Source organism: Prauserella marina (assembly GCF_002240355.1).
GTDB classification, from domain to species: Bacteria; Actinomycetota; Actinomycetes; order Mycobacteriales; family Pseudonocardiaceae; genus Prauserella_A; species Prauserella_A marina.
Genome location: NZ_CP016353.1, coordinates 2,009,060 through 2,027,245 on the forward strand (window position 1 = coordinate 2,009,060; position 18,186 = coordinate 2,027,245).

17 protein-coding genes and 1 riboswitch are annotated in these 18,186 nt (G+C 68.3%); of the genes, 11 read left to right on the forward strand and 6 right to left on the reverse strand.

Going from position 1 to position 18,186, the window contains the following annotated elements; genetic code table 11:
* Window positions 1-2: 2 nt before the first annotated feature.
* Entirely contained in the window at window positions 3-1,442 is a 1,440-nt protein-coding gene (gene eat / locus BAY61_RS09310; RefSeq protein WP_091795118.1) for an ethanolamine permease, read from the reverse strand.
* A 198-nt stretch (window positions 1,443-1,640) separates the two neighbouring features.
* On the opposite strand from eat, the gene BAY61_RS09315 reads away from it, so the two are divergent.
* The 9 genes from BAY61_RS09315 (at window position 1,641) to BAY61_RS09355 (ending at window position 12,570) form a co-directional block, all read left to right on the forward strand.
* Entirely contained in the window at window positions 1,641-3,005 is a 1,365-nt protein-coding gene (locus tag BAY61_RS09315; protein ID WP_176879465.1) for a glutamine synthetase family protein, read from the forward strand.
* Entirely contained in the window at window positions 2,986-3,696 is a 711-nt protein-coding gene (locus BAY61_RS09320) for a gamma-glutamyl-gamma-aminobutyrate hydrolase family protein (RefSeq protein WP_091795121.1), read from the forward strand. Before BAY61_RS09315 ends, BAY61_RS09320 begins: the two co-directional genes overlap by 20 nt.
* Entirely contained in the window at window positions 3,693-5,063 is a 1,371-nt protein-coding gene (locus BAY61_RS09325) for an aldehyde dehydrogenase family protein (protein ID WP_091795124.1), read from the forward strand. Before BAY61_RS09320 ends, BAY61_RS09325 begins: the two co-directional genes overlap by 4 nt.
* Window positions 5,064-5,090: 27 nt before the next feature.
* Window positions 5,091-5,858, forward strand: a complete 768-nt coding sequence (locus tag BAY61_RS09330) for a 3-oxoacyl-ACP reductase (RefSeq protein ID WP_091798521.1) — start codon at window positions 5,091-5,093, stop codon at window positions 5,856-5,858.
* Window positions 5,859-5,967: 109 nt separating this feature from the next.
* Window positions 5,968-6,067, forward strand: a riboswitch (glycine riboswitch).
* 46 nt (window positions 6,068-6,113) lie between these two features.
* Window positions 6,114-8,987, forward strand: coding sequence for an aminomethyl-transferring glycine dehydrogenase (gene gcvP, locus BAY61_RS09335; protein ID WP_091795127.1), 2,874 nt, complete (start codon window positions 6,114-6,116; stop codon window positions 8,985-8,987).
* A gap of 3 nt (window positions 8,988-8,990) precedes the next feature.
* Entirely contained in the window at window positions 8,991-10,073 is a 1,083-nt protein-coding gene (gene gcvT, locus BAY61_RS09340; protein ID WP_091795130.1) for a glycine cleavage system aminomethyltransferase GcvT, read from the forward strand.
* 57 nt (window positions 10,074-10,130) lie between these two features.
* Window positions 10,131-10,505: a glycine cleavage system protein GcvH gene (gene gcvH, locus BAY61_RS09345; RefSeq protein ID WP_091795133.1), complete on the forward strand. Its 375-nt coding sequence runs from the start codon at window positions 10,131-10,133 to the stop codon at window positions 10,503-10,505.
* Between the two features lie 2 nt (window positions 10,506-10,507).
* Window positions 10,508-11,782 (forward strand): serine hydroxymethyltransferase, encoded by a 1,275-nt coding sequence (gene glyA / locus BAY61_RS09350; RefSeq protein ID WP_091795136.1) that lies wholly within the window; start codon window positions 10,508-10,510, stop codon window positions 11,780-11,782.
* A 44-nt stretch (window positions 11,783-11,826) separates the two neighbouring features.
* Window positions 11,827-12,570, forward strand: coding sequence for a FadR/GntR family transcriptional regulator (locus BAY61_RS09355; protein WP_256327921.1), 744 nt, complete (start codon window positions 11,827-11,829; stop codon window positions 12,568-12,570).
* A 9-nt stretch (window positions 12,571-12,579) separates the two neighbouring features.
* Here BAY61_RS09355 and BAY61_RS09360 read toward each other — a convergent pair whose 3' ends face one another.
* Both BAY61_RS09360 and BAY61_RS09365 read right to left on the reverse strand, forming a co-directional pair.
* Window positions 12,580-13,242 (reverse strand): O-methyltransferase, encoded by a 663-nt coding sequence (locus tag BAY61_RS09360; RefSeq protein WP_091795139.1) that lies wholly within the window; start codon window positions 13,240-13,242, stop codon window positions 12,580-12,582.
* A gap of 78 nt (window positions 13,243-13,320) precedes the next feature.
* Window positions 13,321-13,542 carry a hypothetical protein gene (locus BAY61_RS09365; protein WP_091798528.1) on the reverse strand — a complete coding sequence of 74 codons (222 nt, stop codon included), beginning with the start codon at window positions 13,540-13,542 and terminating at the stop codon, window positions 13,321-13,323.
* Window positions 13,543-13,713: 171 nt separating this feature from the next.
* Between BAY61_RS09365 and BAY61_RS09370 the strand changes: the two genes are divergently transcribed.
* The gene (locus tag BAY61_RS09370) at window positions 13,714-14,352 is read left to right on the forward strand and encodes an FAD-dependent oxidoreductase (protein ID WP_091795142.1); all 639 of its coding nucleotides are present in this window, start codon (window positions 13,714-13,716) and stop codon (window positions 14,350-14,352) included.
* Between the two features lie 5 nt (window positions 14,353-14,357).
* Here BAY61_RS09370 and BAY61_RS09375 read toward each other — a convergent pair whose 3' ends face one another.
* Window positions 14,358-14,927, reverse strand: a complete 570-nt coding sequence (locus BAY61_RS09375; RefSeq protein WP_091795145.1) for a TetR/AcrR family transcriptional regulator — start codon at window positions 14,925-14,927, stop codon at window positions 14,358-14,360.
* 97 nt (window positions 14,928-15,024) lie between these two features.
* Between BAY61_RS09375 and BAY61_RS09380 the strand changes: the two genes are divergently transcribed.
* On the forward strand, window positions 15,025-15,609 hold the full coding sequence (locus BAY61_RS09380) for a dihydrofolate reductase family protein (protein WP_091795148.1): 585 nt from the start codon (window positions 15,025-15,027) through the stop codon (window positions 15,607-15,609).
* Between the two features lies 1 nt (window position 15,610).
* Here the strand turns inward: BAY61_RS09380 and BAY61_RS09385 are convergent, their stop codons facing one another.
* Window positions 15,611-16,822, reverse strand: a complete 1,212-nt coding sequence (locus BAY61_RS09385; protein WP_091798531.1) for a multidrug effflux MFS transporter — start codon at window positions 16,820-16,822, stop codon at window positions 15,611-15,613.
* Between the two features lie 482 nt (window positions 16,823-17,304).
* Window positions 17,305-18,096 (reverse strand): GAF and ANTAR domain-containing protein, encoded by a 792-nt coding sequence (locus BAY61_RS09390; protein WP_091795151.1) that lies wholly within the window; start codon window positions 18,094-18,096, stop codon window positions 17,305-17,307.
* Window positions 18,097-18,186 lie beyond the last annotated feature (90 nt).

Consider the following 18,186-nt stretch of genomic DNA (forward strand, 5'->3'; position numbering starts at 1 on the left):
CGCTACTCGCGGTCGAGGTCGTGCTCGGCCATGCGCACGGCGGCGAATTCCTCCTCCGGCGCCGCCGCGACGAGCCGGTGCCTGCTGTAGAACCAGAAGTAGCCCAGCGCGGCGACGAAGATCGCCGCTGTGATCGCGGCGGCGACCATGTCGACGATGAACGTCGCGATCACGGCGGCGACGGCGAGGACCAGCGCGACGCTCGTCGTGGCGATGCCACCCGGCGTGCGGTAAGGACGTTCCAGTCGCGGTTCCCTGATGCGCAGCACGATGTGCGAGAGATTGAGCAGCACATAGGACACGGTGGCACCGAAGACCGCGATGTTGATCAGCAACGCGCCGTCTCGGGTGGCAGCCGCGAGCACGAACCCGATCGTTCCCGGCACGATCAGCGCGAGATAGGGAGTCTTACGGGAACCGGTCTTCGACAGCCAGCGGGGAAGATACCCGGCTCTGGACAGCGCGAACAACTGCCGCGAATACGCGTACATGATCGAGAAGAAGCTGGCTACCAGGCCCGCGAGCCCCACGTAGTTGACGAGCTGGGCGAGGAAGTTGTCGCCGCCGTAGGCGGCGCGGACCGCCGCGGGCAGCGGGTTGTCCGAGTTGGCGATGGCGCTGGAACCCGCCGCACCGGGAGCGACGACGAGGATCAGCGCGGCGAACACCACGAGCGCGCCCATGCCCGCGATGATGCCCTTTGGCATGTCCTTCTTCGGATCGCGCGCCTCCTCGGCGGCCAGCGGAACCCCTTCGATGGCAAGGAAGAACCAGATCCCGTACACGAGCGCCGCCATGGCGCCCGCGATGCCGAATGGCAGGAAATCGCTCGCTCCCGCGGCCGTGGTGTCGGGGACGATGTCGAAGAGGTTGGCGAATGACACCTTCGGGATCATGCCCACGACGAAGGCCACGAGCGCGACCACGGCGATCGCGGTGATGCCGAACATGAGCCGCAGCGCCTCACCGACGCCGTAGAGGTGGATGCCGATGAAGATGACGTAGCAGGCGAGGAAAACGGGCCAGCTGTTGGTGAGCCCGAAAAGGCCCAGAGTTTCGATGTAGCCACCGATGAACGTCGCGATGGCGGCCGGCGCGATCGCGTATTCGATGAGGATGGCGATCCCGGTGGCGAAGCCGCCGAGCGGGCCCAGTGCCCTGCGGGCGAAGCCGTAGCCCGCTCCGGCGACCGGCATGGCCGAGGACATTTCGGCCAGCCCGAACACCATGCAGCCGTACATGACGGCCATGAGCACGGTGGCGATGAGCAGCCCGCCCCAGCCGCCTTCGGCTAGGCCGAAGTTCCAGCCCGCGAAGTCGCCGGAGATCACGTAGGAGACGCCGAGTCCGGCGAGCAGCAGCCAGCCCGCCGCGCCGCGCTTGAGTTGCCGCTGATGGAGGTAGTTCTCGTCGACCTGGTTGTACTCGACGTGCTCGGGCACCGCGGGCCTCCCACATGTCGCTGCAATGGGTAGTACGCCAGTCCTTTGAGTGAGCCGAGAGTTGTGCACCTCGCTAGCCTTGTCAAGGGTTGACGGCGAACTCGCTACGGGATAGAAACACGATCAAAGGTCTGTTTTCGTACCTTTTACCGAGTGCGGCCCGTTGAACGTCCTTCGGCGATGGGGAAGAGTGGCCCGATGCGCAACAGTGAAGGCATGCTCACGCTCGACAAGCTGCGTGAACTCGTCCGTGCGGGCACGATCGACACTGTGCTCGTGGCCATGACCGACATGCAGGGCAGGCTCCAGGGCAAGCGCTGCGCTGCCGACTATTTCCTCAACGAGGTCGTCGAGCACGCCACCGAGGCGTGCGACTATCTGCTCGCCGTGGACGTCGACATGAACACCGTCTCCGGTTACCGGATGTCGTCGTGGGAGCGTGGCTACGGCGACTGCGTGCTGCGTCCCGATTTGTCCACCCTGCGCCTGGTGCCATGGCACGAGGCGACGGTCATGGTGCAGTGCGATGTGGAGCGCGTCGGCGGGGGAGCGATTCCGGTGTCGCCGAGGCAGATCCTGCGCGGGCAACTCGACCGGCTCGCCGGGCACGACCTCCTCGCCTATGTCGGCACCGAGCTGGAGTTCATCGTCTTCGACGACTCCTACGAGCAGGCGTGGGAATCGGGCTACCGCGACCTGGCTCCGGCCAATCAATACAATGTGGACTATTCGATGCTCGGAACGGCACGGGTGGAGCCCCTGCTGCGCCGTATCCGCAATGCCATGTCCGGCGCGGGACTCTACGTGGAGTCGGCGAAGGGCGAATGCAACCCCGGCCAGCACGAGATCGCTTTCCGGTTCACCGACGCACTGTCCACGTGCGACAATCACAGTGTCTACAAGACCGGGGCCAAGGAGATCGCGGCCATGGAGGGCAAGAGCCTCACCTTCATGGCCAAGTACGACGAACGTGAGGGCAATTCCTGCCACATCCACATCAGCCTCCGTTCCCGTGGCGGTGACCCGGTGCTCGCCGGTGACGGTGCGGGCGGGTTCTCGCCGCTCATGGAGAGTTTCCTCGCCGGGCAGCTCGCCTGCCTGCGGGAACTGACCTACCTGTTCGCGCCGAACATCAACTCCTACAAGCGGTTCGTGCCAGGCAGTTTCGCGCCGACCTCGGTCGCGTGGGGAACGGACAACCGCACCTGCGCGCTGCGGGTGGTCGGCCACGGCGATTCGCTGCGGGTGGAAAACCGGGTTCCCGGTGGCGACGTGAATCCGTATCTCGCGGTGGCGGCGCTCATCGCAGCCGGGCTGCACGGTATCGAGCACGAGTTACCGCTCGAACCCGAGCTGACCGGCAATGCCTACACGTCGGGAAAGCCCACCGTTCCAGCGACCCTGCGTGAGGCGGCGACGTTGTTCGCCTCCAGCGAGGTCGCGCGCGAGGCGTTCGGCGCCGAGGTGGTCGAGCACTATGTCAACGCCGCGCGGGTCGAACTCGCGGCCTTCGACGCGGCGGTGACCGATTGGGAGCGCGTGCGTGGTTTCGAACGCCTGTGACAAGCCCGTCATCGGGATTTCCTGCTACCACGAACCGGCGTCGTGGGGAGTGTGGAACACCGAGGCCGCGCTGCTGCCGTGGAGTTACGTGCGCTGCGTTTCCGACGCGGGCGGGGTTCCGGTGCTACTGCCCCCCTCCGGGGCCGACCAGCGCCGGGCGGTGTCCGCTGTGGACGGTGTGGTGCTCGCTGGCGGCGCCGACGTCGACCCGGCCGGATACGGCGAGCCCGCCCATGCCGAGACCGTGTCCAGACCGGACCGCGACGCCACCGAGTTCGCGATGCTGAGGGCCGCCGCCGAGTACGGCACACCGGTACTCGGCGTGTGCAGGGGAATGCAGGTGCTCAACGTCGCGTGTGGAGGGACGCTGCGCCAGCATCTTCCTGAGCTGGTCGGGCACCGGGGTCACCAGCCGGCGCCCGGGGAGTACGGCGGCACCGAGATCGTGCTGACCGAGGGCAGCAGGGTGGCCGCGCTGCTGGGGCGCCGCGGCGGGGTGCACTGCTATCACCACCAGGCGGTGGACCGGCTGGGGGAGGGCCTGGTCCCGGTCGGCTTGGCCGGGGACGGCACCGTCGAGGCACTCGAATCGCCAGGCGAACGATTCGTGGTCGGTGTGCAATGGCATCCGGAACAGGACAGCGCCGATGTGCGGCTGTTCGCGGGATTGGTGGAGGCTGCCCGATCATGACGAACGAGCGCACGATCGATCTCGTCAACCCGGCGACGGGGCAGGCCATGACGTCGGTCGCGCTCGCGTCGAGGGAGCAGACCGACGAGGCGGTCGCGAGGGCACGGGCCGCTTTTCCCGCGTGGCGGGCCGTCGCGCCGGGGGACAGGGCGCGGTTGCTGCGCCGGTTCGCCGAGGCCGTCGACGGCGACATCGAGCGGCTTGCCGCGCTGGAGGTGGCCAACGCCGGGCATCCCATCGGCAACGCGAGGTGGGAAGCGGGCAACGTCCGCGACGTACTGCACTACTACGCCGCGGCGCCGGAACGGTTGAGTGGCAGGCAGATTCCCGTGTCCGGCGGGCTCAACGTGACCTTTCACGAACCGCTCGGGGTCGTCGGCGTGATCGTGCCGTGGAACTTCCCGATGCCGATCGCGGCGTGGGGCTTCGCGCCCGCGCTCGCGGCGGGTAACCCGGTGGTGCTCAAACCGGCCGAGCTGACGCCGCTCACCGCGCTGCGGCTGGCCGAACTCGCCGGACAAGCGGGTATCCCGCCCGGTGTCTTCCAGGTCCTGCCTGGCAGCGGCGAGGTGGTGGGCACGCGCCTCGTCGAACACCCGGACGTTCGCAAGATCGTCTTCACGGGTTCGGTAAAGGTCGGCAAGCGGGTCATGGCGGGTTGCGCCGATCAGGTCAAGCGACTCACCCTGGAACTCGGTGGCAAGAACGCCAACATCGTCTTCGCCGACGCCGACCTGGAGAAGGCGGCGGCGACCGCGCCATACGGCGTGTTCGACAACGCGGGCCAGGACTGCTGTGCCCGATCGAGAATCCTGGTGCAGTCGAGCGTCTTCGACCGGTTTCTCGAACTGCTCGAACCCGCCGTGAAGGGTGTCGTGGTCGGTGATCCGGCAGGACAGGACACCGAAATGGGCCCGCTGATCTCCGAGGAGCACCGGCGCAAGGTCGCCTCCTATCTTCCCGACCGGTCGCGGATCGCCTTCGAGGGGCACGCTCCCGGCGGCGCGGGGTTCTGGTTCCCGCCGACCGTGGTGCTGCCCGTTTCGGCGAGCGATCCGCTGCTGACCGACGAGGTCTTCGGGCCGATCGTCGCGGTCGTGCCCTTCGAGGACGAGGCCGACGCGATCGCCATCGCCAACGACACCCGTTACGGCCTTTCCGGTTCGCTGTGGACCTCCGACGTCGGGAGGGCGCTGCGGGTCTCACGGGCCGTCGAGGCGGGCAACCTCTCGGTCAACTCACACGCCTCCGTGCGGTACTGGACCCCCTTCGGCGGGTTCAAGCAGTCGGGACTCGGCAGGGAACTGGGACCCGACGCGATCACCTCGTTCACCGACACCAAGAACGTCTTCATCAGTACCGAATAGCACCGAACAGCAGGGAGGGGCATGACCATGACCGAACGGCTCGCCGGCCGCGTCGCCGTGATCACCGGAGGAGCCAGTGGTATCGGGCTCGCCTCGGCGAGGAGACTGGCCGCCGAAGGCGCGAAGATCGTCGTCGCCGACGTCGACACCGAGGCGGGTACCGCGGTGGCCGACGAGGTCGGCGGCGCCTTCGTGCGCACCGACGTCACGGTGGAGAGTGAGGTCGAGGCGCTGTTCGCGACGACGGTCGAGCGGTTCGGCTCACTCGACGTCGCTTTCAACAACGCGGGCATCTCGCCGCCGGAGGACGACTCGATCCTCACGACCGGACTCGACGCGTGGCGCAAGGTGCAGGAGGTGAACCTGACCTCGGTGTATCTGTGCTGCAAGTACGCCATCCCGCACATGCGAAAACAGGGCAAGGGTTCGATCATCAACACGGCCTCGTTCGTGGCCGTCATGGGGGCGGCGACGTCGCAGATCTCCTACACCGCGTCCAAGGGCGGGGTGCTGTCGATGACGCGCGAGCTGGGCGTGCAGTTCGCGAGGGAGGGCATCAGGGTGAACGCGCTGTGCCCAGGACCGGTCAACACCCCGCTGCTTGAGGAGCTGTTCGCGAAGGATCCGGAGCGGGCCGCCCGCAGGCTCGTGCACGTTCCCATGGGCAGATTCGCCCTTCCCGAGGAGATCGCGGGGGCGGTCGCGTTCCTCGCGAGCGACGACGCGTCCTTCGTCACGGCTGCCGAGTTCCTGGTGGACGGCGGGATCGCGGGCGCGTACGTTACTCCGGTATAACTGAAAATCGAGGCTGTTCGAGCCGGGGCGGGAGAGCCTCCGTGTAGTCGGCGGGGCACCGAAGGAGCAAACTCCCCAGAATCTCTCAGGTACCGCTTACCGCCTGCGGCAAGGCCACTCTGGAAAGCAGGCTCCATGGAGCCTCACCCAAGGTGAAAGCCGTGTGTACGCACGGTGAAACTCTCAGGTGCCATGACAGAGGGGGAGTTCCAGCGCGAGCGGGTATTCCGTGCGTGCGTGAGAAGGGAGCTCCCGATGTCGTCCAGTTCGCCGCCCCACATTCCGTCCCCCAACGCGCCAGAGCCGTTCGCCGCGCGGCACATCGGGCCAGGCGAGCACGAGCAGGCCAAGATGCTCGCCGAGTGTGGTTACGGCAGCCTCGACGCGCTCGTCGCCGCCGCGGTGCCGACGGCGATCCGCACCTCCGGCGCCCTCGCCCTTCCCGAGCCCGCCTCGGAGACCGAGGCCATCGCGGAGCTGCGCGAGCTGGCGAGCCGCAACACCGTGCGCACGCAGATGATCGGGCTCGGCTACTACGACACGGTCACTCCGGCCGTGATCAAGCGCAACGTGCTGGAAAACCCCGCGTGGTACACCGCCTACACGCCATACCAGCCGGAGATCTCCCAGGGCAGGCTTGAGGCGCTGCTGAACTTCCAGACGATGGTCGCCGACCTGACCGGGCTGGCCACGGCGGGTGCTTCGATGCTCGACGAGGGCACCGCCGTCGCCGAGGCCGTACTGCTGATGCGCAGGGTGTCCAAGGCGGCGTCCCGCACCGTCGTGCTCGACGCCGAGTGCCTTCCGCAGACCATCGCCGTCGTGCGCACGCGGGCCGAGGCCGTCGGCATCGACGTCGAGGTGCGTGATCTCGAAGCGGAGGGGCTTCCCGGCGAGTTCTTCGGGGTCGTCGTGCAGTACCCGGGAACCTCGGGTGTGCTGCGCGAGCCCGCTTTCTACACCGGGATCGGGGAGAAGGCCAAGGCGGCGGGCGCGCTGTACTGCGTGGCGGCCGACCTGCTCGCGCTGACGTTGCTGAGCTCGCCTGGCGAGTTCGGCGCCGACGTCGCGGCGGGCAACACCCAGCGCTTCGGCGTGCCGCTTGGCTACGGCGGCCCGCACGCGGGCTACCTCGCCGTGCGCTCGGGGCTCGAACGTTCGCTGCCGGGGCGGCTGGTCGGTGTCTCCGTCGACGCGGGTGGCAAGCAGGCATACCGGCTCGCCTTGCAGACCCGCGAGCAGCACATCCGCAGGGAGAAGGCGACCAGCAACATCTGTACCGCGCAGGTGCTGCTTGCCGTGATCGCCTCGATGTACGCCGTGTACCACGGCCCTGACGGGCTCGCCCGCATCGCGCGGCGGGTGCACGCTCACGCGGCCGGGCTCGCCGCTGCGCTGCGCGAGGGCGGTGTCGAGGTCGAGGGCACGCACTTTTTCGACACCGTGGTGGCGAAGGTCCCCGGCGGGGCCGCCGGTGTGGTCGCCGCCGCGCGCGAGGACGGGGTCAACCTCGGCCTCGCCGGTGCCGACCGGGTGCGAATCGCCTGCGACGAGACGACCACCCCCGCCGTGCTGGACAAGGTGCTGCGGGCCTTCGGGGTCACGGCTTCCGCCGCCGAGAGGCTGACGGCGCTACCGGAGGGGCTGGCGCGGCGCGACGACTACCTGACCCACCCCGTGTTCCACGCGCACCGGTCCGAGACCGCGATGCTGCGCTACCTTCGCGGGCTGTCGGATCTCGACTACGCGCTCGACCGGGGGATGATCCCGCTCGGGTCGTGCACGATGAAACTCAACGCCACCACCGAGATGGAAGCGCTGACCTGGCCGGAATTCGCGGGCATTCACCCCTTCGCACCCAAGGAGGACGCGGCCGGATACCACGCGCTCATCGGCCAGCTCAGCGATTGGCTGACCGAGGTCACCGGATACGACGAGGTCTCGCTGCAACCCAACGCGGGCAGCCAGGGCGAACTGGCCGGTCTGCTCGCCATCCGCGCCTACCACAGGGCCAACGGGCAGCCGGAACGCGACGTGTGCCTGATCCCGTCGTCGGCGCACGGAACCAACGCCGCCTCCGCCGTGCTGGCCGGGATGCGGGTCGTCGTCGTGGCCTGCACGGCCGATGGCGACGTCGACCTCGCCGATCTGCGGTCCAAAGTGGAGACTCACGCCGGGACACTCGCGGCGATCATGGTGACCTATCCCTCCACGCACGGGGTCTACGAGACCGGCATCGCCGAGCTCGCCGAGATCGTGCACGGCGGCGGAGGACAGGTCTACGTCGACGGGGCCAATCTCAACGCGCTGCTCGGGTTCGCCAAGCCGGGCGAGTTCGGCGGCGACGTCTCGCATCTCAACCTGCACAAGACTTTCTGCATCCCGCATGGTGGAGGCGGACCCGGCGTCGGTCCCGTCGCGGTGCGTGCGCACCTCGCGCCCTACCTGCCCAACCATCCGCTCGCGCCGGAGGCGGGACCGGAGACCGGGGTCGGCCCGATCTCCGCGGCCCCCTACGGTTCGGCATCCATCCTGCCCATCTCGTGGGCCTACGTGCGGATGATGGGAGCGGAGGGACTGAGCAGGGCCACGCAGGTCGCGGTACTGGCGGCCAACTACGTGGCAGCGCGGCTGGCCCCGCATTTTCCCGTGCTCTATACCGGACAGCACGGGCTCGTCGCCCACGAGTGCATCCTGGATCTGCGCGGGCTGACCAAACAGACCGGGGTCACCGTCGAGGACGTCGCGAAGCGGCTCATCGACTACGGTTTCCACGCTCCGACGATGTCCTTCCCTGTCGCGGGAACGCTCATGGTCGAGCCGACCGAGAGCGAGGACCTTGCCGAGATCGACCGGTTCTGCGCCGCGATGATCGCCATCCGCAGGGAAATCGACGACGTCGCCACGGGCCGCTGGCCGGTCGAGCGCAGTCCGCTGCGGGGCGCCCCGCACACGGCCGAGCAGCTCGCGGGCGAGTGGGACCTGCCCTACGATCGGGCACTTGCCGTGTATCCGGGTGCCACCGAACCCAAGGGCAAGTACTGGTCGCCGGTGCGGCGGATCGAGGGTGCCTACGGGGACCGCAATCTCGTCTGCTCGTGCCCGCCTGTCGCATCGTATGAGGGCTGACACATGAGAACTCCGCTGCACGAGGTGCACGAACACCTCGGAGCTTCCTTCACCGACTTCGCGGGCTGGTCGATGCCCGTGCGGTATTCCAGCGAGCTGGCCGAGCATCGCGCCGTACGCGAGGCGGCGGGGCTGTTCGACCTCTCGCACATGGGCGAGATCGAACTGACCGGGCCCGGTTCGGCCGACGCGCTCGACTATGCGTTCGTCGGCAAGCTGTCAGCCGTCAAGCCGGGCAGGGCCCGCTACACCATGATGTGCGACGACGGCGGCGGGGTGCTCGACGACCTCGTGGTGTACCGGCTGGAGCCAGAGCGGTTCCTCGTCGTCGCCAACGCGGGCAACGCCGATGTCGTGCTGGCCGAGTTGACCGCGAGGGCAAGGGGCTTCGACACGACGGTCACCGACAGGGGAGCCGAGACCGCGCTGATCGCGGTCCAGGGACCCGCGTCGGCCGGGATCGTCGGCGCGGTCACCGGAGCCGATCTCGCCTCGCTCAGGTACTACGCGAGCACACCGGCCACAGTGGACGGTCAGCGCGTATTGCTCGCCCGCACCGGTTACACCGGCGAAGACGGGTTCGAGCTCTACGTCCCCGCCGAGCACGCCGAGGCGGTGTGGCTGCTGCTCACCGATGCCGGTGAGGGGAGCGGCCTGCTGCCGGCGGGGCTCGCTTGCAGGGACACCCTCCGGCTCGAAGCCGGAATGCCGTTGTACGGCAACGAACTCAGCGCGGACGAGTCGCCGTTCGCCGCGGGGCTCGGCAGGATCGTGAAGTTCGACAAGGACGGCGACTTCGTCGGCAGGGCAGCATTGGAGAAGCGCCGCGAGCCGGAGCGGGTACTGGCCGGGCTGAAGGGCAGCGGCCGTCGCGCTCCGAGGCACGGCTACCAGGTGCTCAGTGACGGCGAGCCGGTCGGTGTCGTCACGAGCGGGGCGCTCTCGCCGACGCTGGGCTACCCCATCGCGATGGCCTACCTGCCGCCCGCGCTCGCCGAACCGGGTACCGCGCTCGCCGCGGACATCCGGGGGAGGACCGAGCCGGTCGAGGTCGTATCGTTGCCGTTCTACCAGCGGCGTCCCTGAACTCCCGCCGCGCCGACGAGCAGTCCCACCGCAGACACCGACCGCAGGAAGGCGGCCATGAGCATCCCGGAAGACCTGAGCTACACCAAGGAACACGAGTGGATCAGCAGGGAAGGTGACGTAGTCACCATCGGCATCACCGCCTTCGCGGCTGAGGCGCTCGGTGACGTCGTGTTCGTCGAGCTGCCTTCGGCGGGGGACAAGGTCGAGGCGGGCACCGTGTGTGGCGAGATCGAGTCGACGAAATCGGTCAGCGAGCTGTTCGCGCCGCTCGACGGTGAGGTCACCGAGATCAATCAGGCCGTTGTGGACAACCCGGAACTACTCAACTCCGACCCCTACGAAGCGGGCTGGCTGCTGAGGGTACGCACCGAGGACACGCGCCAGTTGCTGGATTCCACCGCATACGCCGCACTGATCCAGGAGGACTGACAATGAGTTCTTTCGACGCCGACCTGTCCACAGTGGACCCCGAGGTCGCCTCGGCCGTCGCCGCGGAACTGGACCGCCAGCGCAACACGCTTGAGATGATCGCATCGGAGAACTTCGCTCCACTCGGAGTGCTCGAAGCTCAGGGCTCTGTGCTCACCAACAAGTACGCCGAGGGCTACCCCGGCAGGCGTTACTACGGTGGCTGTGAGCACGTCGACGTCATCGAGACGCTGGCGATCGAGCGCGCGAAGTCGTTGTTCGGCGCGGCGCACGCGAACGTGCAGCCGCATTCGGGCGCGCAGGCCAACGCGGCGGCGATGGTGTCGTTGTTGCAGCCCGGCGACACGATTCTCGGTCTCGACCTCGCCCACGGCGGGCACCTGACGCACGGTATGCGGCTCAACTTCTCCGGCAAGCTCTACAACGTCGTGGCCTACCACGTCGACAAGGAGAGCGGCAGGGTCGACATGGCCGAGGTCGAACGGCTCGCTTTGGAACACAAGCCGAAGCTGATCATCGCGGGCTGGTCGGCGTATCCGAGGCAGCTCGACTTCGCGGAGTTCCGGCGCATCGCCGACGCGGCCGAGGCGAAGCTGATGGTCGACATGGCGCACTTCGCGGGGCTGGTCGCGGCCGGGCTGCACCCCAATCCCGTTCCCTACGCCGATGTCGTCACGACGACGACGCACAAGACACTGGGCGGCCCGCGCGGCGGCATCGTGTTGTGCAACGACGACAAGCTGGCGAAGAAGATCAACTCTGCGGTGTTCCCCGGCCAGCAGGGCGGTCCGCTCGAACACGTCATCGCGGGCAAGGCAGTGGCGCTCAAGATCGCGGCGAGCGAGGAGTTCCGGCAGCGGCAGCAGCGGGTGCTCGACGGCGCGAAGATCCTCGCCGCGCGGCTGAGCCACCCCGACTGTGTCGCGGCGGGCGTGCGGGTGCTCACTGGCGGCACCGATGTGCATCTGGTCCTTGTCGACCTAGTCGGGTCCACATTGGACGGCAAGCAGGCGGAGGACCGGTTGCACGAGGTCGGGATCACGGTCAACCGCAACGCGGTGCCCTTCGACCCCCGGCCGCCGATGGTCACCTCCGGTCTCCGGATCGGCACGCCCGCGCTGGCCACCCGTGGCTTCGGCGACGACGACTTCACCGAGGTCGCCGACATCATCGCCGGTGCACTGCGACCGGAGTTCGACGAGACGGTGCGCGGGGAACTGGCCTCGCGGGTCGAGTTGCTCGCCGCCAAGCACCCGATGTACGCGGGGCTCGGCTGAACCCGATCTACACTCGCGGGTAGTGCCGACCGCGAGGAGGAACGGTGAAGGCCCGGTCAGGCAGGGATGCCGAATTCGCCGTGCGGGGCGGAGTCAGCGCCGGAGAGGCGTTGTTCCGCCCCGTTCGCACCGGTAATGCCTTCGAGGAGACCGTGGAGCGGCTGCTGCAAGCCGTGCGGCTCGGCGTCGTCGGCGCCGGGGAGCGGCTGCCCGCCGAACGGGAATTGGCGGAGCGGCTCGGCGTCAGCAGGGTGACCTTGCGTGAGGCCATCAGGGCGCTTGCCGACGCGGGTTACGTCGAATCGCGGCGAGGACGCTATGGCGGGACGTTCGTGAAGGAGTGTCTTCCCGAGCCGCGAGCGGGCGCGGCACCCACCGCGCCCGTCGAGGACACGCTCAGCCTGCGGTTCGTGCTGGAAACCGGTGCCGCCGAACTGGCCGCGGCCCGTTCGTTGTCGCAAGCCGACCGGCGGCACCTTTCGGCGACGCTCGCCGAGGCGAACGCGGCGGGCGTCGCCGAATACCGGCGCAGGGATTCCCGCCTGCACCTCGCGATCGCCGAGGTCACCGGTTCGGCCTCGCTGACCTCGGCCGTCGCCGACGTGCGTATGCGGGTCAACGGGTTGCTCGACGAGATCCCGCTGCTCGAACCCAACCTCGATCATTCGAACGCGCAGCACGGCGCGGTGGTGGAGGCGATACTGGCCGGTGATCCGCCCTCGGCGCGAGCGGCCATGGCCGAGCACGTCGAGGGCACCGCGTCGTTACTGCGCGGTTTTCTCACCTGAAACAGTCGCTCAACCGGTGACCAGTGCGATGGCGAATCCGTCGTAGCCCTTGCTGCCCACGGTTTGCAGCGCGGTGGCGTCGAGACGCGGCTCGTTCTCGATCAGCTCGGTCAGTTCGCGAACCCCGCGCACGGCGGCATCGGTGCTGCCGGAGTCGGCGACGGAGCCGCCGCGCACGACATTGTCGACGATGATCACGCTGCCGATGCCGGTCAGTTCGAGCGCCCAGTTGAGGTAGTGCGGATTGTTCGGCTTGTCGGCGTCGATGAACACCAGGTCGAAGGGCGCGAGATCGCGCAGGCCGGGGAGCGTGTCCAGCGCGGGGCCCACTCTGATGTCGACGACGTCGGCCAGCCCGGCGCGAGCGACGTTGCCTCGCGCGACCTCGGCGTGTTTGGCGTCGGATTCCAGGCTCACCAGCGTGCCGCCCGCGGGCAGTGCCTTGCCGAGCCAGATGGTGCTGTATCCGCCGAGGGTGCCGATTTCCAGAACGGAACTCGCTCCCGCGATCCTGGTCAGCAGGTTGAGCAGCTTGCCTTGGCCGGCGGAGACGGCGATGGCGGGAAGTCCCGCCTGCTCGCTGGTGGCCAATGCGGCGTCCAGCGCGGGATCGGTGGGAATGAGGTGATCGGCGAAGTAGGCGTCGACGGCGTCCCATGTTGACTGGCTCATGGCCGACGAGCCTATCCGCAACGCGAGCGATGGTCCCTCTCGCGCGCCGTTGCTCCACAATGGACCAAGCGGCGGGATTCAGCCGTCGTCGATCGCCCTGCCGCCATGGGTCGCGGCGACCTGCACCACGGCGTCGCGCAACGCGGCCCGCAGCCTGCCGACGTCGAGCGGGGCGAGCACGGCCGCCTCGCCTGGCGGCGCGATCAGCACTACCCGGTCACTGCTCACGAACACGGTCAGTTCTCGTCGTCGTCCGGCGAGATCTCTGCAGGAAATCGCCCATTCGTCGCGCACAGCCACGTCGACCGCTCCTCGTCCGATGTTTGCCACCTGCGACTGTGCGACGGCGCCGGTGGTGCGGTCATGACGCGATTTCCCGAAATAGCTGTATCTGTTCTTCAAGGGCTGCTGTTACGTGCCGGTCGCTGTAGCGTTCGGTGTCGCATATCACAGTGGAGTGGAGGGATCGCGATGTCGGAGCCGAAGCGAATCGTCATCGTCGGTGGCGGGCTTGCCGGGGCCGGGGCCGCGGCGAGTTTGCGCGGCCGCGGTTACCAGGGCGAGGTGCTGGTCCTGGGAACCGATCCGCACCGGCCGTATGAACTTCCGCCACTGTCCAAGGGCCTGCTGCTCGGCAACGTGGACGAACCGGACTGGGTCCGCGGGGAAAACTTCTACGCCGAGAACGACATCGATCTGCGCGCCGGGCTGAGCGCGACCAGGATCGAACTCGGCGGACGGCTGGTCACCGACGAGAACGGCGAGCGGCACCGCTACGACCGGCTGCTGCTGGCGACGGGCTCGCGGCCGAGGACACTGCCCGTGCCGGGAGGGGAGCTGCCGTCGCTGCACACGTTGCGAAGCCTCGACGATTCGCTCGCGCTGCGCTCGGCGTTCGAGCGGGCGGGCAAGGTGGTGATCGTGGGCGCCGGCTGGATCGGCACCGAGGCCGCCGCCGCGGCGCGAGCCCACGGCGCCGAGGTGACCGTCGTCGAGCAGGACACGCTTCCGCTGCGGGCCGCGCTCGGCGCGTTGCAGGCTCTGGTCGAGGGACGGGCCGAGGTCGAAGCCGAGACGCTGAAACACGGCGATCTGTCGGCTATCGGCTGAGCGGGTCAGTGGGCGAGCGCGCGGGTCACGAAGGTCGCGATCAGGTCGTTCTCGTCGTAGCCGGTCAGCGCGTCGGGGACCGTCAGATGCTCAAGGATGAGGCCCGTCATCGCGTAGTAGAGCAGCACGGTCGTCATGTCGTCGCCTGGCAGGCCGGAGGCCCGGTGACCTTCGACGTTCAGGTTCAGGTTGTCGCGAAGGGTGCTCGTCAGCGCGGCCCTGAGCTCGGGCCGGCGGGTGGCTTCCATGCGCAGTTCCACCAGCGCCAGCCAGCCCGTGCGGTCGCCGGAGATGTGCTGGAACAAAGCCTGCATCAACTCGGTGAGCCGTTCCCGCGATGACGGAAGCTCGCTCGTCGTCGCGACTTTCGAGGGATCGACCGCGAGGCGCAGGTGAATGTGCGCGCCGACCTGGTTGAGCAGGTCGTCCCGGTTGGCGAAGTAGTTCGATGCGGTGCCGTTGGGTACCGCGGCCTCGGTATCGACCGCGCGAAAGGTCAGCCCGCGCGCGCCATCTCTGGCCAGTACTTCGATGGCCGCGTCGACAAGGGCGGTTCGTCGTTCAGGGTTTCGCACGGGATCTCGCTCCACAACGCCGGTTGACAACCACTGCGGTCATAGTACTACAGTCGAAGCACTACAAACCAAGTGGTTCTAATCCGGGAGACACACCTTGCGAAAGCTGACCTACTGCGTTGCCATGACGATCGACGGCTTCATCGCCGCGCCCGACCGATCCGATCCAAGCGGCACCGGGCTCATGGCGCCACCGCCCGAGTATCTGCCGAAGCTGCTCGCCGACTTCCCCGAGATCGTTCCCACGCAGGCGCATGAAGCGCTGGGCATCGCCGGTGCCGAGCACAAGCACTTCGACACGGTCGTCGAAGGGCGCCGCTCCTACGAACTGGGCCTGAACATGGGCGTGACCAACGCCTACTCGCACCTCAAGCACTACGTGTTCTCGACGACGCTGGCCGAAAGCCCCGACCCCGGCGTGCGGCTCGTCGCGACGGATCCGGTCGAGAAGATCCGCGAGCTGAAGGCCGAACCCGGCAAGAAGATCTGGCTCGTCGGCGGTGCGCGGCTGGCGGCGACCCTGCGTTCCGAGATCGACGAACTGATCATCAAGCACTATCCGGTGGTGGCCGGTGCGGGAATCTCTCTTTTCGACGCGGAATTCGCGCCCCAGAGCTACGAACTGGCCGACACCGAGGTGTGCCCCGCGGGAATCATGCACCTGACCTACCGGAAGCGGTGACTCAGGCGGCCGGTACCGGCGCCGCGGCGGTGGGGCGGGCCAGTACGGCGAAGCTCAACAGTCCCAGCAAACCGAACCCGGCCATGATGGCGGCCATGGGCACCGCGCTCGTGCCGCCACCGATCCCGGCGAGCGGGGTGGCGACGAGCCCGCCGATGAGGAACTGCAACACGCCGAGTAGCGCGGATGCGGCACCGGCGTTGTGCGGGTGGTCGGCCAGCGCAAGCGAGGTCGCGTTGGGCATGATCATTCCGAGGCTGGAGATCGTCAGCAGCAGCGGCGGCAACAGCGCGCCGAGCCCGAGGTTCGCCGAGGCCGCGAGCAACAGCACCGACGAGGAGCTCACGCCGAGCAACAGCCCGCTCAGCAGCAGACTCCGCTGCGGGAACCGGCCGACCAGCCAGCCGTTGAGCTGGCCGACGATGACCAGCCCGAGTCCTCCCGCCGCGAAGACGAGGCTGTATTGCTGGGGGCTCAGCTCGTAGGCGCCTTGCAGCACGAAGGAGGAGCCGGAGATGTAGGTGAACATGGCGGCGAAGGTGAGTCCGCAGGCCAGCGCGTATCCGACGAAGACGCGGTCGCCGAGCAGTCCCGCGTAGGTGCGCAATACCGCTGATGGCCTGGCTGGCCTGCGCGCGTGGGCGGGAAGTGATTCGGGAAGCGCGAAAGCGGTGACCACGAGCAGCAGCACGCCGAAACCGGTCAGCACCGCGAAGATGCCCCTCCACGACGTCCAGTTGAGGATCTGCCCGCCGAGTACCGGAGCCAGGATGGGGGCGAGTCCGGTGACCAGCATGAGCGCGGAGAAGAACCGGGCCATGGCGATGCCGGAGAACAGATCGCGCACCGCCGCTCTCGCGATCACGACCCCGGCCGAAGCGCCGAGCGCCTGCACCACCCTCGCGCCGATGAGCAGTTCGGCCGAGGGGGCGATCGCGCACAACACGGAGGCCAGCGCGAACACGACGACGCCGACGAGTAGTGGCGTGCGGCGGCCGAAGGCGTCCGACAGTGGGCCGGCGACCAGTTGGCCCACGCCCATTCCGACGACGAAGGCGGCGAGGGTCAGCTGGAGTGCCGAGTCGCTGCTGGCCAGGTCGGTCGCCATGGCAGGCAGCGCGGGCAGGTACATGTCGACGGCGAGTGGGCCGAAGGCGGTCAGCCCGCCGAGGATCAACGCGAACCGGACGGTCTTGGCTCTTGTGGGTGACATGGTCGCCGCGCCCGCGCGGGTCGCCAGTTCGCCGTCCGCCGGTGCTTGCTCGACGCTCACGTTGCCCCCAGATTCGCTGCCCTGTCTACGTAAGCGCCAACTTCCTTAGCAGGGCTGAGTATTCCGGGAGGGGACGGACGTCACCGTGCGTGTCACGGCGCGGGGCTGACACGAATGGACTATTGCCAAGATGAAACCGCTGGTTCATTCTCTAGAATGGCTAGTTCGAGTGGGGGCGAGCTACCGCGGGGCCGGCTACCCACCAGGGCCGGCCCCGCCACGGGGCCCCCGGTGCCCTCCCCCTGTCCGGGGGCTCCGTGAACCTTTCCAGCCGCCGAGGAGGTGCCTCGACCGTGCCAGCCGAATGGGCCGACGTGCCCGTGTTCGCGGAGTAGTCCCGAGGGGGCCGGATCGATCCGCTCACCGGCGGCAATCCCGGTCCGGTCATCACGTCGGCGCGCGCGAGGCCGACCTCGGTGTATCTAGGCGGGCGCCTGGCCGCCTCGTTCGTCGTCGGCCAGCAGATTCCGCACCCTCGGCGCGTTGTCGATGACGTCCTTGGCGACGTCGTGCAGCCTGCGCCTGCTGCTGCGGGCGTGAGCGCGCAGCACCTCGAACGCGACATCCATGTCGCTGTGCCGGTGCGCGGCGATGAGGCCCTTGGCCTGCTCGATGTTGACCCGGGTGTAGAGCGCGGTCTGAAGCTGCCCCGCGAGCCGTTGTGCCGCACCGAGAGTGCGCTGCGACAACAGGGCGCTCGCCGCGGCTTGGGCGAGGGCGGCCGCGACGATCGTGTCGGTGGGTCCCAGCGCGCCCGGCCTGCGCCGCAGGAGGGTCAGCACGCCGAGCGCCCTGCCGTGCGAGGTGAGCGGGAGCGCGTGGACGGCGACGAATCCGGCGTTGAGCGCATTGGTGGTGAAGGCGGCCCATCGGTGCTCCTCGCGCAGATCGGCCGATCCGCTCGCGCGGGCCCCTCGAAGGCAGTCCGCCGAGGGGCCCTGCCGTGTGTGCACCTGCGTCGTCATCAACTCGTGCGCCGTCTCCGATGAGGTGCCGAGCGCGGTCATCCTGAGCTGAGGATCGGCGAGCGCGAGGGCGGCTTCGTCGATGTCGAGCAGTTGCCCACAGCGGTGGGCGACCCGCTGGACGTAATCGTGCTCGTCGAAGGAGGGGGCGACGACGTCGGCGAGTTCGGCGAACGTCCGCGCGAGGGTTTCCACTCGCGGTGTGCGCGGCGTGTCCCTGGCCGGAGCGCGGTGGTCGGATAGCGGCATGGTGACTGTTTAACGGCCGCTCGTTCGGCTTGAGAACAGCAACTTGTCGATTTCGCCTGCAACGGGTGAGTGGGTGAGGGCGACTGTTCG